The sequence below is a fragment of the Geodermatophilus sp. SYSU D00708 genome, assembly GCF_054050115.1.
In genome coordinates, this window is the sequence record NZ_JBJGYS010000007.1 from 34,881 (window position 1) to 50,970 (window position 16,090).

Below are 16,090 nucleotides of genomic sequence, written 5' to 3' on the forward strand. Positions count from 1 at the left end.
CGGTCTCCCCGGTAGGACGGCGCCCGTGCCGCCTTCTCATCGACGAGGCCGACCTCCGCTCAGGCGGCGAGGGCGACGTCCCGGTCGGCGGCGGCCACCAGCTCGGCGTAGCGGCCGCCCGCGGCGAGCAGCGCCTCGTGCGTGCCGCTCTCCACGACCCGGCCCGCGGCGAGCACCGCGATCCGGTCGGCATCGCGCACCGTGGACAGCCGGTGCGCGATGGTGATCGTCGTCCGGCCGCGGCTGGCCTCGTCGAGGGCGGCCTGCACGGCCCGCTCGGTGGCGGTGTCCAGCGCGCTGGTCGCCTCGTCGAGCACCAGCACCCGCGGGTCGCGCAGCAGCGTGCGGGCGATCGCCAGCCGCTGCTTCTCCCCGCCGGAGAACCGGTGCCCGCGGGCGCCGACCACGGTGTCGTAGCCGTCGGGCAGCCCGGCGATGACGTCGTGCACCTGGGCACGGCGGGCGGCGTCCTCGATCTCGGCGTCCGTGGCGTCGGGCCGGGCGTGCCGCAGGTTCTCCCGCACCGTCGTGTGCAGCAGGTAGGTCTCCTGCGCGACGACGCCCACCACCTGCGCCAGCGTGGCCAGGCTCAGGTCGCGGACGTCGATTCCGTCGATCGTCACCCGGCCGGCGGTCGGGTCGGCCAGCCGCGCGACCAGCGAGGCCAGCGTGCTCTTGCCCGAGCCGGTCTCGCCCACCAGCGCCAGCGTCGTGCCGGCCGGCACCGCGAGGTCGACGTCGGCCAGCGCGGGCCGGTGCCCGCCGGGGTAGGTGAACGAGACGCCCTCGAACCGGACCTCGCCGCGCACGGCCGCCGGGTCGAGCGGCACCGGGTCGGCCGGGTCGTCGATCTCCACCGGCAGGTCGAGGTACTCGAACACCCGGCTGAACAGGGCCATCGAGCTGGTCACCGAGACGCCGACGTCGAGCAGCTGCATGAGCGGGCGGAACAGCGTGGTCTGCAGCGTGGTGAACGCGACGAGGGTGCCGATGGTCATGCCGCCGGAGGTCGCCGGCAGCCCCGCGGCGAGGTAGATCGCCGCCGGGATGGCGGCGAAGACGATGCTCATCGTGGCCATCCGCCACCGGCCGGCCAGCTGAGAGCGCACCTCCAGGTCGACCAGGCCCTCGGAGGTGTCGGCGAACCGCCGGGACTGCGTGGGCCCGGCGCCCAGGGTCTTGCCCAGCAGCACGCCGCTGATCGACAGCCCCTCCTCGACCTGGGCGTGCAGGTCGGCGAGGGCACGCTGCCGCTGCGTGGTGACGGCGTACCGCATCCGGGCGACCCTGCGGGTCAGCAGCACCGCCGGCGGCAGGACGACGAGGGACAGCAGCGACAGCCGCCACGACAGCGCCACCATGGCGAGCACTGTGCCGACCACGGTGGTCGCGTTGGACGCCAGAGACGTCGCCGTCGAGGTGACCACCGACTGCATGCCGGCGATGTCGTTGGTGAGCCGCGACTGCACGTCTCCCCCGCGCGTGCGGGTGAAGAAGCCCAGCGACTGGCGCTGCAGGTGGCTGAAGACCGCCGTCCGCAGGCCGTGCATCACGCGCTGGCCGACCGTCGTGGACAGCCAGGTCTGCACCACCCCGAGGACGGCGGTGGTGCCGGCCACCGCGACCATCCCGGCGACCGCCCAGGCGAGCAGGACGACGTCCTGCCGCGGGAGCGCCTCGTCGATCACGAGCCGGACGAGGAACGGCGAGGCCAGCGCCACGACCGAGGCGCAGACGATGAGCACCACGACCGCGGCCACCTGCCAGCGGTAGGGCGAGAAGAGGGCACCCACCCGGCGCAGCGCGACGGGTGAGCGATCGAGTTGGGCACGGTCGGCCGGGTCGACGGTGCGCCCCGAGCGCCCGCCCCCGCCGCCTCTGGTCAGTCCGTCGACGACGACCACCTCCACGGTTTACTGAGGTAACCTCACGATGAGGTAACCGTAGCAGCGTCGGTACGATTCCCGCCGTGGCCGACGACGACGCCGAGGCGCTGGGCGAGTTGCTCATGCGGGTGGCCCGCGCGCAACGCCATCGCTGGAGCGACGCCCTGGCGCCCTGGGACCTCTCCCCGCACCAGGCCCGTGCGCTGCGCGCCGTCTGCACGCGGGAGGGCACCCGGCTGTCGGACCTGGCCGAGGCGCTGCGCATCGCGCCGCGCTCCGCCACGGAGGTCGCCGACGCGCTGGAGGCCCGGGGGCTGGCCACCCGCTCCCCCGACCCCACCGACCGGCGGGCCGTCGTCCTCGCGCCGACCGCGGCCGGGCGCCGGGTCGCCCAGGAGGTCGCCGCGGCGCGGGCGGCCGACACCCGGGATCTCTTCGCCCGCCTCGACCCGAGCGACCGGGCCGCCCTCGGCCGGATCCTGCGGACACTCGCCGCGGAGTGACCCGACCGCGGAGCGCATGCGTACATCCCGGGCATCCGGGCTACGGGGGGTTGCGCGTGACGGACCCGTCACACCACCCGAGGGGGAAGGACTCCGCCGTGCTCTCCGAGAAGGCCAGGCCCGTCATCGAGGCCACCCTGCCCGTCGTCGGCGAGAACATCGGCAAGATCGCCGAGCGCTTCTACCAGCACCTCTTCGGCGAACACCCGGAGCTGCTGGACGGCACGTTCAACCGCGGGAACCAGGCCGAGGGGACCCAGCAGCAGGCGCTGGCCGGCTCGGTGGCGATGTTCGCCAGCGCGCTGGTCAACCACCCCGACCAGCTGCCCGAGCACCTGCTCAACCGGGTCGCGCACAAGCACGCCTCGCTGGGCATCCAGCCCGCGCAGTACCAGGTGGTGCACGACAACCTGTTCTGGGCGATCGTCGACGTGCTCGGGGACGCCGTCACGCCCGAGGTCGCCGCCGCGTGGGACGAGGTCTACTGGCTGATGGCCTGGGCGTTGATCAACCAGGAGCGCGGCCTCTACAGCGCCCGTGGCGTCCGCCCGGAGACGGTGTGGCGCGACTGGGAGGTCATCGAGAAGGTCCGCGAGACCGACGACGTCGTCCGGTTCACCTGCAAGCGCATCGACGACCGGCTGGTGAAGACCTCCCTGCCCGGCCAGTACGTCACCGTGCGGCTGCCGATGCCCGACGGCGTCCTCCAGCCGCGGCAGTACAGCCTGACCCGGGCCGACGACGGCGAGCACCGGTCGTTCGCCGTCAAGCGCGTGCACGACGGCGGGAAGCCCGACGGCGAGGTGTCCAACCTGCTGCACGACCGGATCGACGTCGGCGACACGGTCACGATGTCGCTGCCGTTCGGGGACGTCGTCCTCGACGACTCCCGCCCGGCGGTGTTCGCCAGCGCCGGCATCGGCATCACCCCGATGGCCGGGATGATCTCGCACCTGGTGGGGGCCGGCTCGCACCTCGGCGTCACGCTGCTGCACGCCGACGTCGACGAGTCCTCGTGGGCGCTGCGCCGGCAGGTGGTGGACGACGTCCGCGCGCTGGACGACGGGGAGCTGCACGTCTGGTTCGAGCGCGGGGCGGAGTGCAGCCTGCCCGTGGACGGCGTGCACGAGGGCGTCATGGACGTGTCCGAGGTGGACCTGCCCGACGAGGCCGTCTACTACCTGTGCGGCCCGCTGCCGTTCATGAAGGCCGTCCGCCAGGCGCTGCTCGACCGTGGCGTGTCCCCCCGCGACATCCAGTACGAGGTGTTCGGCCCCGACCTGTGGCAGGCCGACGCCGACTGAGTCACCGTCGGCCTACCGGCCGACACCGCCACCAGGTGCCGTCCCCGACCGGCGTGGAGCCGCTGCCCGTGTCCCGGCCGGGAGACCCTCCGGGCCCCCGCGACCGGTCCACCCGCCACCAGGTGCCGTCCCGACCGACGCGGGCAGGTGCGTGACGTGCGACGTGCCCGGCGTGACGGGCCCCGGCCGCGCCCGGCGAGGTGCCACGATCGGCGGCGTGAGCGATCCCGTGCGACCCGACGAGCTGCGCGTCTCGGACCCCGAGCGGGCCGCCGTCCAGGAGCAGCTGCGCCGAGCCGTCGCGGCCGGCCAGCTCGACCTGCACGAGTTCGACACCCGGGTGCAGTCGGTGTGGGCCGCCCGCACCCGCGGCGAGCTCGCCCGCGTCACCCGGGACCTGCCCGAGCCGCCACCGGCCCCGCCGGCGCCCCGGCGGCTGCCGTTGGGGGACGCGTTCTCCCACGACGCCGGCGGCATGGCGATGCGGGTGCTGACCATCGTCTTCGCCAGCATCGCGGCGGTGAACCTGGTCGTCTGGGGCCTGGTGTCGGTGACCGCCGGCGAGTTCGTGTACCCCTGGTGGATCTGGGTCGCCGCTCCGCCGGGCGCCGTCCTCGCGGTGCTCTACGCGGTGGGCATCGGGCGGCCGAGACGCTGACGACCGTCGTCCCCCGCCGCTAGCGTCCCCGGCGTGCCCCCCTCCCTGACCCGCCGGCAGGTCCTGGACCTGCGGGTGTCCGCCCAGCAGCTGGACCGCCCGGCCGGCGGCCTCGCCGACACCGCGGTGCTCGACCTCGGTGTGCAGGACACCGGTCCGGACGGCGGGCTGTGGGCGCTGCTGCTGCGCGGCGTCGACATCGCGGGTCTGCCGGAGGACGCGCTGGCGACCGTCTGGACCCTCCGCGGCGCTCCGCACCTGTACCGGCGGGGGGACCTGCCGGCGGTCGCCGCGGCCACCGCCCCGTTCTCCGAGGCCGACGCCGGCAAGCGGGTCTTCGACGCGGCCAAGCCGCTCCGGGCCGCCGGCATCGGCACCCTGGAGGCGCTCGACGCCATCGCCGCGGCGATGCGCTCGCTGGTGACCGCCCCCATGGTCAAGGGCGAGATGTCGGGGCGGCTGGCCGAGCTCATGCCCGAGCCCTACCTGCGGTACTGCCGGCCCTGCGACGCCACGCACCTGTACGAGCAGCCGTTCCGCCTGGCCGCCCTGCGCGCCGGGCTCGAGCTGGAGCCCGGCACCTCGCCGCCGGTCCTCCGCCCGGTGCCGGGGCTGGTGCCGAGCGAGACCGTCCCGCCCCGGTTCGACGTCGTCCGGGGGTACCTGCGGCTGCTGGGCCCGGCGACGCCGAAGCTGGTCGCCGGGTACCTCGACGCCCCGGTCAAGGACGTGCAGGCCCGCTGGCCGGAGGACGCCGTCGAAGTCTCCGTGGACGGCGAGCGGCGCTGGCTGCTCGCCGAGGACGCCGACCGGCTCGGCCAGGTCCCCGCGGCACACGGCACGCGACTGCTGGGCCCCTTCGACCTGTTCCTGCAGGGTCGCGACCGCGACCTGGTGGTGCCGGACCCGGCCCGGGCCAAGGCGCTGTGGCCGGTGCTCGGCCGGCCCGGCGCGGTACTCGTCGACGGGGAGGTCGCGGGCACCTGGCGACCCCGCAAGTCCGGCTCCTCGCTCAGCGTCGCCGTCGAGCCGTGGCGGTCGCCGACGGCGGCGCTGCGGGAGGCGGTCACCGCCCAGGCCGAGCGGCTGGCCGCCCACCGCGGTGTCACGCTCAAGGACGTCGAGTTCTCCTGAGGCCGAGGCCCCGTTCTGGGACTGCTCGAGGAGCGGGCGGCCGTCCCCGGGGTGACCCTGGAGGGCGCCGAGTACGACGGAGGGAACAGCCATGACCGGTCCCGACGACGCCTTCCTGGCGCCCGACGACGCGCTGCAGGACTTCGACGAGGACGTCCGCCCCGGCACCGACGACGTCGAGCGCCCGGCCCACGCCGTCGCCCCCCGCGAGGACGGGGTCGAGGACGCCGGCCGCGCGGATGGCTCGGTCGAGCGCGAGACCGGGGGCGGCCCCGAGCAGGGGTGAGGACCCGCCTCCGGGAGACCGGGATCCACCCGGCGGCGGGCACCGTGCCCGGGTGAGCGCCGCCGCGCGGATCCCGGGCGCCGCCTTCCGCCCGGCGGTATCTCAGCGCTAAGGTAATTACCCATGAGCGCGCCACCCCGCCGGGTCCGCATCGGCATCGACACCGGGGGGACGTTCACCGACGTCGTCGCGGTGGACGAGGAGACCGGGCAGACCACCACCACCAAGACGCCGTCCACGCCGGCCGACCCCGCCGAGGGTTTCCTCACCGGCGTCCGCAAGGTGCTCGACCTGCTGGGCCTGCCGGGCGAGGCGGTCACCGCGGTGAGCCACGGCACGACGGTCGCGACCAACCAGCTGCTCGAGGGCAAGCTCGACCGGATCGGGTTCATCACCACCGAGGGCTACGAGTCGGTGCTGGAGATCGCCCGCCAGTCGGTGCCCGACGGCTACGGCAACAGTTACTTCTGGGTCAAGCCGCCGCGGATCGTCCCGGCCGACCTGGTGCGCACCGTGCGGGGCCGGCTGGACCACCGCGGCGAGGAGGTGCGCCCGTTCGACGAGGACGACGCCCGCGCCGCGGCCCGCTTCTTCGCCGACGCCGGCATCGGCACGATCGGCGTCTGCTTCCTGCACGCCTACGCCAACGACGCGCACGAGCGCCGCATGCTCGAGGTGATCCGCGAGGAGCACCCGGGGGCGGTCGTCTCGCTGTCCAGCCAGGTGCTGCGGGAGTACCGCGAGTACGAGCGCTCGGTGACCACGCTGGTCGACGCCGCGGTCAAGCCCAAGGTCGGCGCCTACGTCACCAACATCCGCACCCGGCTGGACGAGCTCGCGCCCGGCGTGCCGTTCTACGTGATGAAGAGCAACGGCGGCGTGCTGTCGGCCCAGGAGGTCGTGCACCAGCCGATCACCACGATGCTGTCCGGCCCCGCGGCCGGTGCGCTCGGTGCCGCGCTCATCGCGGGCACCGCCGGCTTCGACCGGGTGCTGACCTGCGACGGCGGCGGCACCTCCACCGACGTCACCGTGGTCATCGACGGCGAGCCGACCCTCACCACCGAGGGCTCGGTCGGCGACTACCCGTCGAAGATCCCGATGATCGACGTCGTCACCGTCGGCGCGGGCGGCGGCTCGATCGCCTGGCTGTCCCCCGAGGGCACGCTCAAGGTCGGCCCCAAGTCCGCCGGCGCCGACCCCGGCCCGATGTGCTACCCCTCCGGCGGCGACCAGCCCACGGTCACCGACGCGCACGTCGTCCTCGGCCGCATCCCCCCGCACCTGCTGGGCGGGGAGATCCCGCTGAGCGTCGACGCGGCGCGCAAGGGCCTGGCCGACCTGGGCGCGGAGCTCGACATGGACCTCGAGCGCACCGCCACCGGCATCCTGGAGATCTCCGCGTGGAACCAGGCCAACGCGCTGCGCCAGGTCACCGTCGCCCGCGGCCTCGACGTCCGGGACTTCACGCTCACCACGTTCGGCGGCTCCGGCTCGCTGCTGGCCTGCCGGCTGATGGACATCCTGGGCCTGCCCCGCACCCTCGTGCCGCCGAACCCGGGCAACGTGAGCGCCTTCGGCCTGCTCACCGTCGACGTCCGCAACGACCACGTCCAGACGGCGATCCACCGGCACGCCGACCTCGACCTCGACCGGGTGCGCGGGGTGTACGCCGACCTGGAGGACCAGGCCCGGGTCGCCCTCGACGGCGAGGGCTTCACGCGCGACTCGCAGCGGATGCAGCGCACCGCCGACCTGCGCTACGTGGGCCAGGCGTTCGAGGTGCGGGTGCCGGTCCCCGACGGGGAACTGGACGCGGCGGCCGCCGAGCAGGTCGCCCAGGAGTTCCACGCCGCGCACCGCCAGCTCTACGGCTACGACTTCGCCGACGACCCGCGCCAGGCCGTGGAGTGGGTCAACCTGCGGGTGAGCGGGATCGGCCCGATCCGCCGTCCCGACGTCGTGGAGCTGGCCCCGAAGGACGGCGGGGCGGACCGGGCCGTCTCGGGCACCCGGCGGGTGTTCTTCGACGACTGGGTCGACACCCCGACGTACAACCGGCCCGACCTCGGCCCCGGGGACGTCGTCCCCGGCCCGGCGATCATCGAGGAGTTCGGCTCCACCGTGCCGGTGCACCCCGGCTTCGCCGCCACCGTCGACACCCACGGGAACCTGCTACTCACGAAGGAGACCGAGCGATGAGCCTCACCGACGGCAAGGTCGCCGCCGACCCGGTCCTCGTCGAGATCGTCGCCGGCACGCTGGCCGCGATCGAGAAGGAGGTCGAGACCTCCATCGGGCGCACCTCCCGGTCGCCGATGATCCGCGACGCGCACGACTTCCGCGCCGGCATCCACGACCGGTTGCTGCGCAAGCTCACCGGCCGCTCCTACTCGGCGCTGGTGCACCCGGTGGTGCGCGACTACCCGATCGAGACGATGAACGTCGGGGACGTCTACTTCCACAACGACGTCTACCTCTCCGAGGGCGGGATCGGCCACCTGCCCGACCTGTGCGTCACCGTGCCGGTCTTCGCGCACGTCGACGGGGCGGAGAAGGTCGTGGCCTTCATCCAGGCGTTCGGCCACCACGACGACATCGGCGGCGCGGTGCCCGGCTCGATGCCGTCGGCGGCGACGAGCGTGTACGAGGAGGGCCTGATGGTCCCCCCGATCAAGCTGTGGGACCGCGGCGTGCCCAACGAGAGCGCGCTGAAGATCATGACCCGCAACTCGCGGATGCCCGACTCGCTGGCCGCCGACCTCGACGCGGAGTGCTCGGCCTGCCTGGCCGGCGCCCGGCGGCTCGGGGAGCTGTTCGACCGGTACGGGGTCGAGGCGGTGGAGTCGGCCTTCGACGCGATCCTGGCCAACTCCACCGAGGTCTACCGGCGGGAGATCCTGTCGCAGATCCCCGACGGCACCTACGTCTGGGAGGACTACGCCGAGCACGACGGCGTCGAGGAGCCCCAGCTGCACCGGCAGCGGATCACGCTGACCATGGACTCCTCTCGGGAGACCCCGCTGGTCATCGACTTCACCGGCACCGGCCCGCAGGCGAAGGGGCCGATCAACCACTGCGGCGACTACGCCGACGGCAACTTCCTCAAGAAGTGGCTCGCGCCGATCCTGCGCAACCTGGCCGAGACGCCGGAGCGGATGGCCGAACTCGACGTCAACGAGGGCGTCGTCCCGCTGATCGAGATGCGCTTCCCGGAGAAGGGCACGCTGCTCACCCCGGTCTTCCCGGCGCCGACCAACGCCCGGACCTTCGTCATCCTGCGGCTGCTCGGGGTCCTCGCCGGGGTGCTGGCCAAGGCCACCGGCGGCCGGATGCCCGCCGACCAGGAGACGATCCGGTACACCGGCGTCTACGGCACCGACGTCGACGGGCAGCCCTACCTCATGCGCGAGGTGCTGGGCGGCGGCTCGGGCGGGCGGTACTACGCCGACGGGGAGGACACCATCCACGTCGTCCCGGACTCGCGGAACCTGCCCACCGAGTTCACCGAGGGCCGCTTCCCGCTGCGGGTGGAGCGGCTGGGGCTGGCCATCGACTCCGGCGGGCCGGGGCGCTACCGGGGTGGCTGCGGCTACGAGAAGCACATCCGGGTGCTGCGGGACGCGCACTTCATGTCCATCGCCGACCGCTCGATCCTGTCCTGCTGGGGCGTCAAGGGGGGCAAGGCCGGGCGGCCGTTCCAGATCACCGTCGACCCGGGCGGCCCGGACGAGCACGAGGTCGACGCGCTCGCCGACGCCGAGCCGCTGACGGCCGGCACCGTGGTCCGCATCCGGACGACGGGCGGCGGCGGCTGGGGCGACCCGCTGGACCGGCCGGTGGACGAGGTCCTGCGGGACATCGCCTGGCGGAAGGTCTCGGTCGGCGGCGCCCGCACCGACTACGGCGTGGTGGTGCGCGAGGACGGCAGCGCCGACGAGGCGGCCACGTCGGCGCTGCGCGCGGAGATGCGCGCGGCCCGCACCGGCGACGAGCCGTTCTTCGACCGCGGCCCCGGCTACGCGATGCTCTCCGGCGGCGCGGAGTTCAACGAGTTCGACGTCCTGTAAGCCCCTGCCGCGCGATCATGAGGTGCGGGAAGCGACACGCCGTCCTACGACGGGGTGTCGCTCCCGCGACTTCATGATCGTCGCGGTCAGGGGGTCAGGGGGTCAGGTGCCGGGCGCGGGTCGCGAGCGGAGGAGCTCCGCGGTGGACGCGTCGGCGGGCAGGAAGGCCTCCACCGACAGCTCGGCGGCGGTGAGGTCGACGGCGGTGCCGAACGTGGTCACCGTGCTCAGGAAGCTCAGGACGTCGTCCCCGGACCGCACCCGCAGCGGGACGGCGATCCCGTCGGGTGGGCGCCGGTCGAATCCGCCGGGCAGCGCGGCGAGCTCCCGGTGCAGCGCGGCCAGGGCCGGGTCGGCGGTCAGGTGCGCCTCCCGGGCCAGGCGGGCGAGCAGGTGGGTGCGCCACTGCGGCAGGTTGAGGATCCGCGGTGCCAGCCCGCGCGGGTGCAGCCCCAGCCGCAGCACGTTCACCGGCGGCTCCAGCAGCTGCGGGTCGGCCCCGGAGGTGAGCAGCGCGACGCTGCGGTTGGCCGCGACCAGGTGCCAGCCGCGGTCGACGGCCAGGGCGGGGAAGGGCTCGTAGGCGGCCAGCACGAGGTCCAGCGCCGTCCGGACGGCGGCCATGTCCGGGTCCTCCAGCCGGCGGCGTCCGTAGACCGGGGCGTAGCCGGCCGCGAGCAGCAGCTCGTTGCGCTCGCGCAGCGGGACCTCCAGCTGCTCGGCGAGGTGCAGCACCATCTCGCGGCTCGGCCGCGCGCGGCCGGTCTCCACGAAGCTCAGGTGCCGGGTGGAGACGCCGGCGTCGCTGGCGAGGTCCAGCTGGGACAACCGGCGGCGCTGCCGCCAGTCGCGCAGCAGCTCCCCGACGGGAGGCCGGGCTTCGACCGCTGTCATGGCCGCGACGCTAGTGACGGTCGGCTTCCCCGTCGCTTACCTCCGAGGTAATCGACCCGCCTCCGCGGCGCGGCCACCGTGGTCGCCATGACCACGACCACCGCTCCCGCCCCCACCGCCCTGCTCCGCCTGGCGCTGCGGCTCGACGCCGTCGTCACCGGGCTCAACGGCGCGGCGTACCTGCTGGCCGCGCCCGCCCTCGCCGATCTGTTCGGCCTGCCCGCGGGCTGGCTGCGCGGCACCGGCGTCTTCCTGCTGGCCTTCGCCGCCGCCGTGTGGCTGGTCGGCACCCGCCCGACGCCGCCCGCCGTCCGCACGGTGGTCGCCGCCAACGCCCTCTGGGCCGCGGGCAGCGTCGCCGTCGTGCTGGCCGGCCTGGGCTCCCCGACGACCCTCGGCGCCGCCTGGCTCGTCCTGCAGGCGCTCGTCGTCGCCGCCTTCGCCGTCCTGCAGGCCACCGGCCTGCGCCGCAGCTGAGACCGAGAGGAGAACGACCATGACCGCATCGCCCGACCTCGCCGCCCGCTACCTGGCGGCCTGGAACCAGACCGACCCGGCCGCGCGCCGCGCCGTCGTCGCGGAGCTGTTCACCGAGGACGCGCGCTACACCGACCCGCTCGCCGACGTCGCGGGGCGGGACGCGATCGAGGCGACCATCGCCGCCGTCCAGGCGCAGTTCCCCGGCTTCGTGTTCCGCCTCGCCGGTCCCGTCGACGCCCACCACGAGCAGGTGCGTTTCACGTGGCACCTCGGCCCCGAGGGCGAGGAGGCGCCGATCGCGGGCTTCGACGTCGCGGTGACCGACGGCGACGGTCGCATCCGCGCCGTCCTGGGCTTCCTGGACCGGGTGCCCACGGCCGCCTGACCCACGCGACCGAGGCCGGTGGTCCCCCCGAGGGACCACCGGCCTCGGCGTGCGGTCAGTCCGGCTCGACCTGCCAGGAGCCGACGGCGGCGTAGCCGCTGTCGTAGAGGTCCTGCCGGGCGCCCGGCTCCAGGGGCACCTGCTCCATGCTGCCGCCCCAGTAGCGCAGGATCCGGCCGAGCTCCGCGGCGCGGTCGTCCCCGGCCAGGGCGCCGGCGTCCAGGTCCACCTCGAGCACGAAGCGCATCAGCCGATCATCGCCGCCGGCGCCACCACCGGCGACGGGGCGGCGGCGGAGCCGGGACCTCGGCCGGCGGGGGCGGCGGCCGGGTGGCCCGCCAGTGCGCGACGAGCGCCTCGACGTCGGCGAGGCCCGGGACCGGCGCCCACCGGCTCTCCTGCGGACGGCGCCAGAAGGCCTCGACTCGGGCGTTGAAGTCCTCGCCCACGGCGCGGACGGCGGCCTCCGAGGGCAGCCCGGCCACCCGCTCGGGCAGCTCGTCGCGCTCCCTCCGCAGCGCCATGCCCGGTGGCAGGAGGTCCCGCGGGTCGGTCGACTGCCGCCGGGCCCACTCCAGCGCCCACTCGTAGCTGCTCTGCGGCCGCTCCCGCCGGGGCAGCGGCCGGCCGGCTCCGCCGAGGCCCTCGAAGGCCCCGCGGGCCTGCGCCTGCGTGATCTGCTGGTCGACCCAGGTCTCGAACGACATCCCGGGCGGCTTGCGCTCCGTCATCCCCTCCAGGGTGACACCCGGAGCGTCCACTGCTCGACGATCACGAACCTCGGGAGAGGACACGCCGCTCGATCCCGGCGTGTCGCCACCGCGACTTCATGATCGTCGGCGGCGGCGGGCGTCGGGCGCCCGCCGACGGAGCGCGCAGGGGTTCCGTCAGGCGGCCCGGAGCGGGCGCAGCGCGGCGGTGACCCGCTGCAGCTCGTCGAGCATCGCCTTGCCGCCGGCCTCCAGTTCGGCGTTGGGCGCGAACTCGTCGTCCTCGTCGAGGAACTGGGCGAAGAACGGCACCGACACCGCCTCCACCACCGGCAGCACGCGCAGGGCGGCCAGCACCGGCTTGAGCGCGGACGACGCGCGCAGACCCGCCGAGACGCCGCCGTAGGTCACCAGGCCGGCCGCCTTGTCCGCCCACTCGACCGAGAGGAAGTCCAGGGCGTTCTTCAGGGCGCCGGGGAAGGAGTGGTTGTACTCCGGGGTCACGAAGACGAACGCGTCGGCGCGGGAGACCGTCGCGCTCCAGTCCTTGGTGTGCTGGTGGACGTACTGCTGCAGCCGCGGGTGGTTGGGCTCGTCGAAGACCGGCAGGCCCACCTCGGCGAGATCGACCAGCTCGACGTCGAAACCGCCGTGCGCCTCGGCCAGGCGGGTCACCCAGCGGGCGACGGCGAGGCCGCGGCGGCCGGGGCGGGTGCTGGCGGCGACCACCTGCAGGACGGGACGGGACACGGGGAGCTCCTCTCGATCGCTTCGTTGAGCTCTCAACCGCAGGGTGGCCGTCCGATTCCCCGCTGTGCCCGAGACCTCACCGACCCGACCCTCACGTGAGGTTAGGGTCGGTGCTCGATCCACCCCGGCTGCGCCGACGCCCCGCGGGTGCACCCCGCCCGCTGCCGTCGAACCGGAGCCCTCCCGTGCCCTCCTCCCGCCCGAGCCGCCCGGCCTGGCTGTCCCCCACCGTGGCCCGCACCGAGGTGCTGGCCGGCCTGGTCGTCGCGCTGGCGCTCATCCCCGAGGCGATCAGCTTCTCGATCCTGGCCGGCGTCGACCCGCGGGTGGGGCTGTTCGCCTCGTTCACGATGGCCGTCGTCATCGCGTTCACCGGCGGCCGACCGGCGATGATCAGCGCCGCCACCGGCGCGGTCGCCCTGGTGGTCGGCCCGCTGGCCCGTGAGCACGGGCTCGAGTACCTGCTCGCCGCCGTCGTCCTCGGGGGTGTCTGCCAGGTCCTGCTGGCGGCGGCCGGCGTGGCCCGGCTGATGCGGTTCGTGCCGCGCAGCGTGATGGTCGGCTTCGTCAACGCCCTGGCGATCCTGATCTTCACCGCGCAACTGCCGCACCTGGTCGACGTGCCGTGGCCGGTCTACCCGATGGTCGCGGCGGGCCTGGCGATCATCTTCCTGCTGCCGCGGCTGACCACCGTCGTCCCGGCGCCGCTGGTCTCGATCGTCGTGCTCACCGGCCTCACCGTGGTCGCCGGGTTCACCCTGCCGACCGTCGGCGACCAGGGCGCGCTGCCCGGCAGCCTGCCGTTCCTGGCGCTGCCCGACGTCCCGTTCACCCTGGAGACGCTGCGGATCGTCGCGCCGTACGCGCTGGGCATCGCCTTCGTCGGGCTGATGGAGTCCCTGATGACGGCGAAGCTGGTCGACGACCTCACCGACACCTCCTCGGACAAGACCCGCGAGTCCTGGGGCCAGGGCGTGGCCAACATCGTGACCGGCTTCTTCGGCGGCATGGGCGGCTGCGCCATGATCGGCCAGACCATGATCAACGTGAGGTCCGGCGCCCGCACCCGGCTGTCGACCTTCCTCGCCGGCGCCTTCCTCCTGGTCCTGGTCGTCGCCCTGGGGGACGTCGTCGCCGTCATCCCGATGGCCGCCCTGGTCGCGGTCATGGTGTTCGTGTCGATCGCCACCTTCGACTGGCACAGCCTGCGGACGCTCCACCGGATGCCCCGGAGCGAGACCGCGGTGATGCTCACGACCGTCGCCGGGACGCTGCTCACCCACAACCTCGCGGTCGGCGTCGGCGCGGGCGTCCTGGTCGCCTGCGTCCTGTTCGCGCGCCGGGTCGCGCACCTGGCCGAGGTCACCAGCGTTCCCGTGCCGGACGGCGGCACCCGCGTGTACTCGGTGACCGGCGCGCTGTTCTTCGCCTCCAGCAACGACCTCTACACGCAGTTCGACTACGCCGGCGACCCCGACCACGTCGTGATCGACCTGTCGGCGGCCTCCGTCTGGGACGCGTCCACCGTCGCCGCGCTGGACGCGATCACGCACAAGTACGCGACCCGCGGGAAGACCGTCGAGGTGGTCGGGCTGACCGGCCACTCGGCGGACCGGTACGAGCGGCACACCGGCCGGCTGGCCGGGGCGCACTGATGGCCGCCGACCTGGTGCGGATCGGCCAGGTGGCCGAGCGCACCGGGCTGAGCCTGCGGACGATCCGCTTCTACGAGGAGCTCGCCGTCGCCGAGGACGTCGCGGGCACCCTCGCCGACCGCCTCGTCACCGAGGGCAGCTGACCCGCCCGTCACCCGAACGTGACTTGACCCGGCGGCCGGGAACGTGCGTCCCGCCGGGTCCCTCGCGCAGGGTGGCGACCTGCCACGAAGGGGTGAACCGCCAGCTCAGCGCCCTGCGCGCGGGGCGCGCAGCCCCCAGGCTGGCCGACGTGCCGCTGTCCGTCCCCGGTCTGCCCGACGTGCCGCCGGAGCTGGCCGGGCCGGTCGCGGTGGAGCTGGCCAAGCCCGTCCGCGAGATCCCGCGGGCCGACGCGCTGCCCGGCGGCGTGCTCTACGAGCCCAAGTGGGACGGCTACCGCCTCGTCGTCGTCCGCACCGGAGGCACCACCCGGCTGTGGTCCAAGCAGGGCCGCGACCTGACCGCCCGCTTCCCCGACGTCGCCGCCGCGGCGGTCGCCCAGGTGCCGGCCGGCACGGTGGTGGACGGCGAGGTCGTCGTCTGGAACGGGTCCCGGCTGGACTTCGGGCTGCTGCAGCGGCGGATGGTGACCGCGCCCGGCCGGATGGCCGCCCTCGTCGCCGCCGCCCCGGCCTCCTACGTCGCCTTCGACCTGCTCGCGCTCGGCGGAGCGGACCTGCGCGGTCGCCGTCTGCGCGAGCGTCGGGCCGCGCTGGAGGAGCTGGCCGCCCGCTGGGCGCCGCCGATGCAGCTCTCCCCCGCCACCACCGACCCGACCGAGGCCGAGCAGTGGTCCACCGAGTGGCGGGCCGCCGGCGTGGAGGGCCTGGTCGCCAAGGGCGCGGGCAGCCGCTACGCACCGGGGCGGCGGGAGTGGGTGAAGGTCAAGTCCTGGGAGACCACCGAGGTCGTCGCCGGAGGGGTCATCGGGCCGTTGGAGCGGCCCAGCCAGCTCGTGGCCGGCCGTTACCGGGACGGCGAGCTGGTCGTGGTCGGCCGCACCAGCCCGCTCGGCCGCGAGCAGGCCGCCGAGCTGGCCGCCGTCCTCCGCCCCGCCGGGCCCGGGCACCCGTGGCCGGACCGGATCGGCACCGGCCGCTTCGGCGGCGGCCGGCTGTCGGTGCCGCTCACCCGCGTGCAGCCCGACGTCGTCGTGGAGGTCAGCGCGGACGCCGCGCTGCAGGCCGGCGTCTTCCGCCACCCGCTGCGGTTCGTGCGGGTGCGGCCCGACCTGGAACCGGCCGACGTCCCCGGGCTCTGACCTGCCGGCCTGCGATCACGGGGCGCGGGACGCGGCACGCCGACGAGAACCGGCGTGTCCCGTCCCGCACTT

At 74.6% G+C, this 16,090-nt stretch carries 17 protein-coding genes; 12 read left to right on the forward strand and 5 right to left on the reverse strand.

The annotated features are described in order from the left end of the window. Positions 1-59 precede the first annotated feature (59 nt). Positions 60-1,910 carry an ABC transporter ATP-binding protein gene (locus ACI79D_RS08195; RefSeq protein ID WP_456917870.1) on the reverse strand — a complete coding sequence of 617 codons (1,851 nt, stop codon included), beginning with the start codon at positions 1,908-1,910 and terminating at the stop codon, positions 60-62. A gap of 59 nt (positions 1,911-1,969) precedes the next feature. On the opposite strand from ACI79D_RS08195, the gene ACI79D_RS08200 reads away from it, so the two are divergent. From ACI79D_RS08200 to ACI79D_RS08230, 7 genes are all read left to right on the forward strand, one after another. Then, positions 1,970-2,389 (forward strand): MarR family winged helix-turn-helix transcriptional regulator, encoded by a 420-nt coding sequence (locus ACI79D_RS08200; RefSeq protein ID WP_456917871.1) that lies wholly within the window; start codon positions 1,970-1,972, stop codon positions 2,387-2,389. A gap of 98 nt (positions 2,390-2,487) precedes the next feature. Further along, on the forward strand, positions 2,488-3,693 hold the full coding sequence (locus ACI79D_RS08205; RefSeq protein ID WP_456917872.1) for a globin domain-containing protein: 1,206 nt from the start codon (positions 2,488-2,490) through the stop codon (positions 3,691-3,693). 217 nt (positions 3,694-3,910) lie between these two features. Continuing rightward, positions 3,911-4,351, forward strand: a complete 441-nt coding sequence (locus tag ACI79D_RS08210) for a DUF1707 SHOCT-like domain-containing protein (protein WP_456917873.1) — start codon at positions 3,911-3,913, stop codon at positions 4,349-4,351. Positions 4,352-4,384: 33 nt separating this feature from the next. Further along, positions 4,385-5,485, forward strand: a complete 1,101-nt coding sequence (locus tag ACI79D_RS08215) for a winged helix DNA-binding domain-containing protein (RefSeq protein WP_456917874.1) — start codon at positions 4,385-4,387, stop codon at positions 5,483-5,485. A gap of 91 nt (positions 5,486-5,576) precedes the next feature. Beyond that, positions 5,577-5,771, forward strand: coding sequence for a hypothetical protein (locus tag ACI79D_RS08220; protein WP_456917875.1), 195 nt, complete (start codon positions 5,577-5,579; stop codon positions 5,769-5,771). Between the two features lie 123 nt (positions 5,772-5,894). Next, complete coding sequence (locus ACI79D_RS08225) at positions 5,895-7,973, forward strand: hydantoinase/oxoprolinase family protein (protein ID WP_456917876.1); 2,079 nt, start codon at positions 5,895-5,897, stop codon at positions 7,971-7,973. Further along, on the forward strand, positions 7,970-9,841 hold the full coding sequence (locus ACI79D_RS08230) for a hydantoinase B/oxoprolinase family protein (RefSeq protein WP_456917877.1): 1,872 nt from the start codon (positions 7,970-7,972) through the stop codon (positions 9,839-9,841). The genes ACI79D_RS08225 and ACI79D_RS08230 overlap by 4 nt, the downstream gene beginning before the upstream one ends. Positions 9,842-9,943: 102 nt before the next feature. Here the strand turns inward: ACI79D_RS08230 and ACI79D_RS08235 are convergent, their stop codons facing one another. Next, a complete protein-coding gene (locus ACI79D_RS08235; protein ID WP_456917878.1) occupies positions 9,944-10,735 on the reverse strand; it encodes a helix-turn-helix domain-containing protein in 792 nt (263 codons plus the stop codon). Positions 10,736-10,822: 87 nt separating this feature from the next. On the opposite strand from ACI79D_RS08235, the gene ACI79D_RS08240 reads away from it, so the two are divergent. Beyond that, positions 10,823-11,212 carry a hypothetical protein gene (locus tag ACI79D_RS08240; RefSeq protein WP_456917879.1) on the forward strand — a complete coding sequence of 130 codons (390 nt, stop codon included), beginning with the start codon at positions 10,823-10,825 and terminating at the stop codon, positions 11,210-11,212. Positions 11,213-11,231: 19 nt separating this feature from the next. Further along, positions 11,232-11,600: a nuclear transport factor 2 family protein gene (locus tag ACI79D_RS08245; RefSeq protein ID WP_456917880.1), complete on the forward strand. Its 369-nt coding sequence runs from the start codon at positions 11,232-11,234 to the stop codon at positions 11,598-11,600. Positions 11,601-11,655: 55 nt separating this feature from the next. Here ACI79D_RS08245 and ACI79D_RS08250 read toward each other — a convergent pair whose 3' ends face one another. From ACI79D_RS08250 to ACI79D_RS08260, 3 genes are all read right to left on the reverse strand, one after another. Further along, the gene (locus tag ACI79D_RS08250; RefSeq protein WP_456917881.1) at positions 11,656-11,847 is read right to left on the reverse strand and encodes a hypothetical protein; all 192 of its coding nucleotides are present in this window, start codon (positions 11,845-11,847) and stop codon (positions 11,656-11,658) included. A gap of 7 nt (positions 11,848-11,854) precedes the next feature. Next, a complete protein-coding gene (locus ACI79D_RS08255; protein ID WP_456917882.1) occupies positions 11,855-12,331 on the reverse strand; it encodes a DnaJ family domain-containing protein in 477 nt (158 codons plus the stop codon). A 156-nt stretch (positions 12,332-12,487) separates the two neighbouring features. Continuing rightward, complete coding sequence (locus ACI79D_RS08260) at positions 12,488-13,060, reverse strand: NADPH-dependent FMN reductase (RefSeq protein WP_456917883.1); 573 nt, start codon at positions 13,058-13,060, stop codon at positions 12,488-12,490. Between the two features lie 185 nt (positions 13,061-13,245). Here ACI79D_RS08260 and ACI79D_RS08265 point away from each other — a divergent pair, with 185 nt between their 5' ends. The 3 genes from ACI79D_RS08265 (at position 13,246) to ACI79D_RS08275 (ending at position 16,018) form a co-directional block, all read left to right on the forward strand. Next, a complete protein-coding gene (locus ACI79D_RS08265) occupies positions 13,246-14,715 on the forward strand; it encodes a SulP family inorganic anion transporter (protein WP_456917884.1) in 1,470 nt (489 codons plus the stop codon). Beyond that, a complete protein-coding gene (locus tag ACI79D_RS08270; protein ID WP_456917885.1) occupies positions 14,715-14,858 on the forward strand; it encodes a MerR family transcriptional regulator in 144 nt (47 codons plus the stop codon). The genes ACI79D_RS08265 and ACI79D_RS08270 overlap by 1 nt, the downstream gene beginning before the upstream one ends. 149 nt (positions 14,859-15,007) lie before the next feature. Further along, a complete protein-coding gene (locus tag ACI79D_RS08275) occupies positions 15,008-16,018 on the forward strand; it encodes an ATP-dependent DNA ligase (protein ID WP_456917886.1) in 1,011 nt (336 codons plus the stop codon). Positions 16,019-16,090: the final 72 nt, after the last annotated feature.

Coding starts and splice junctions, on each gene's coding strand:
- ACI79D_RS08240 (WP_456917879.1), top strand. CDS start 10,823: ATGACCACGACCACCGCTCCCGCCCCCACCGCCCTGCTCCGCCTGGCG.
- ACI79D_RS08255 (WP_456917882.1), bottom strand. CDS start 12,331: ATGACGGAGCGCAAGCCGCCCGGGATGTCGTTCGAGACCTGGGTCGAC.
- ACI79D_RS08245 (WP_456917880.1), top strand. CDS start 11,232: ATGACCGCATCGCCCGACCTCGCCGCCCGCTACCTGGCGGCCTGGAAC.
- ACI79D_RS08230 (WP_456917877.1), top strand. CDS start 7,970: ATGAGCCTCACCGACGGCAAGGTCGCCGCCGACCCGGTCCTCGTCGAG.
- ACI79D_RS08250 (WP_456917881.1), bottom strand. CDS start 11,847: ATGCGCTTCGTGCTCGAGGTGGACCTGGACGCCGGCGCCCTGGCCGGG.
- ACI79D_RS08235 (WP_456917878.1), bottom strand. CDS start 10,735: ATGACAGCGGTCGAAGCCCGGCCTCCCGTCGGGGAGCTGCTGCGCGAC.
- ACI79D_RS08270 (WP_456917885.1), top strand. CDS start 14,715: ATGGCCGCCGACCTGGTGCGGATCGGCCAGGTGGCCGAGCGCACCGGG.
- ACI79D_RS08220 (WP_456917875.1), top strand. CDS start 5,577: ATGACCGGTCCCGACGACGCCTTCCTGGCGCCCGACGACGCGCTGCAG.
- ACI79D_RS08225 (WP_456917876.1), top strand. CDS start 5,895: ATGAGCGCGCCACCCCGCCGGGTCCGCATCGGCATCGACACCGGGGGG.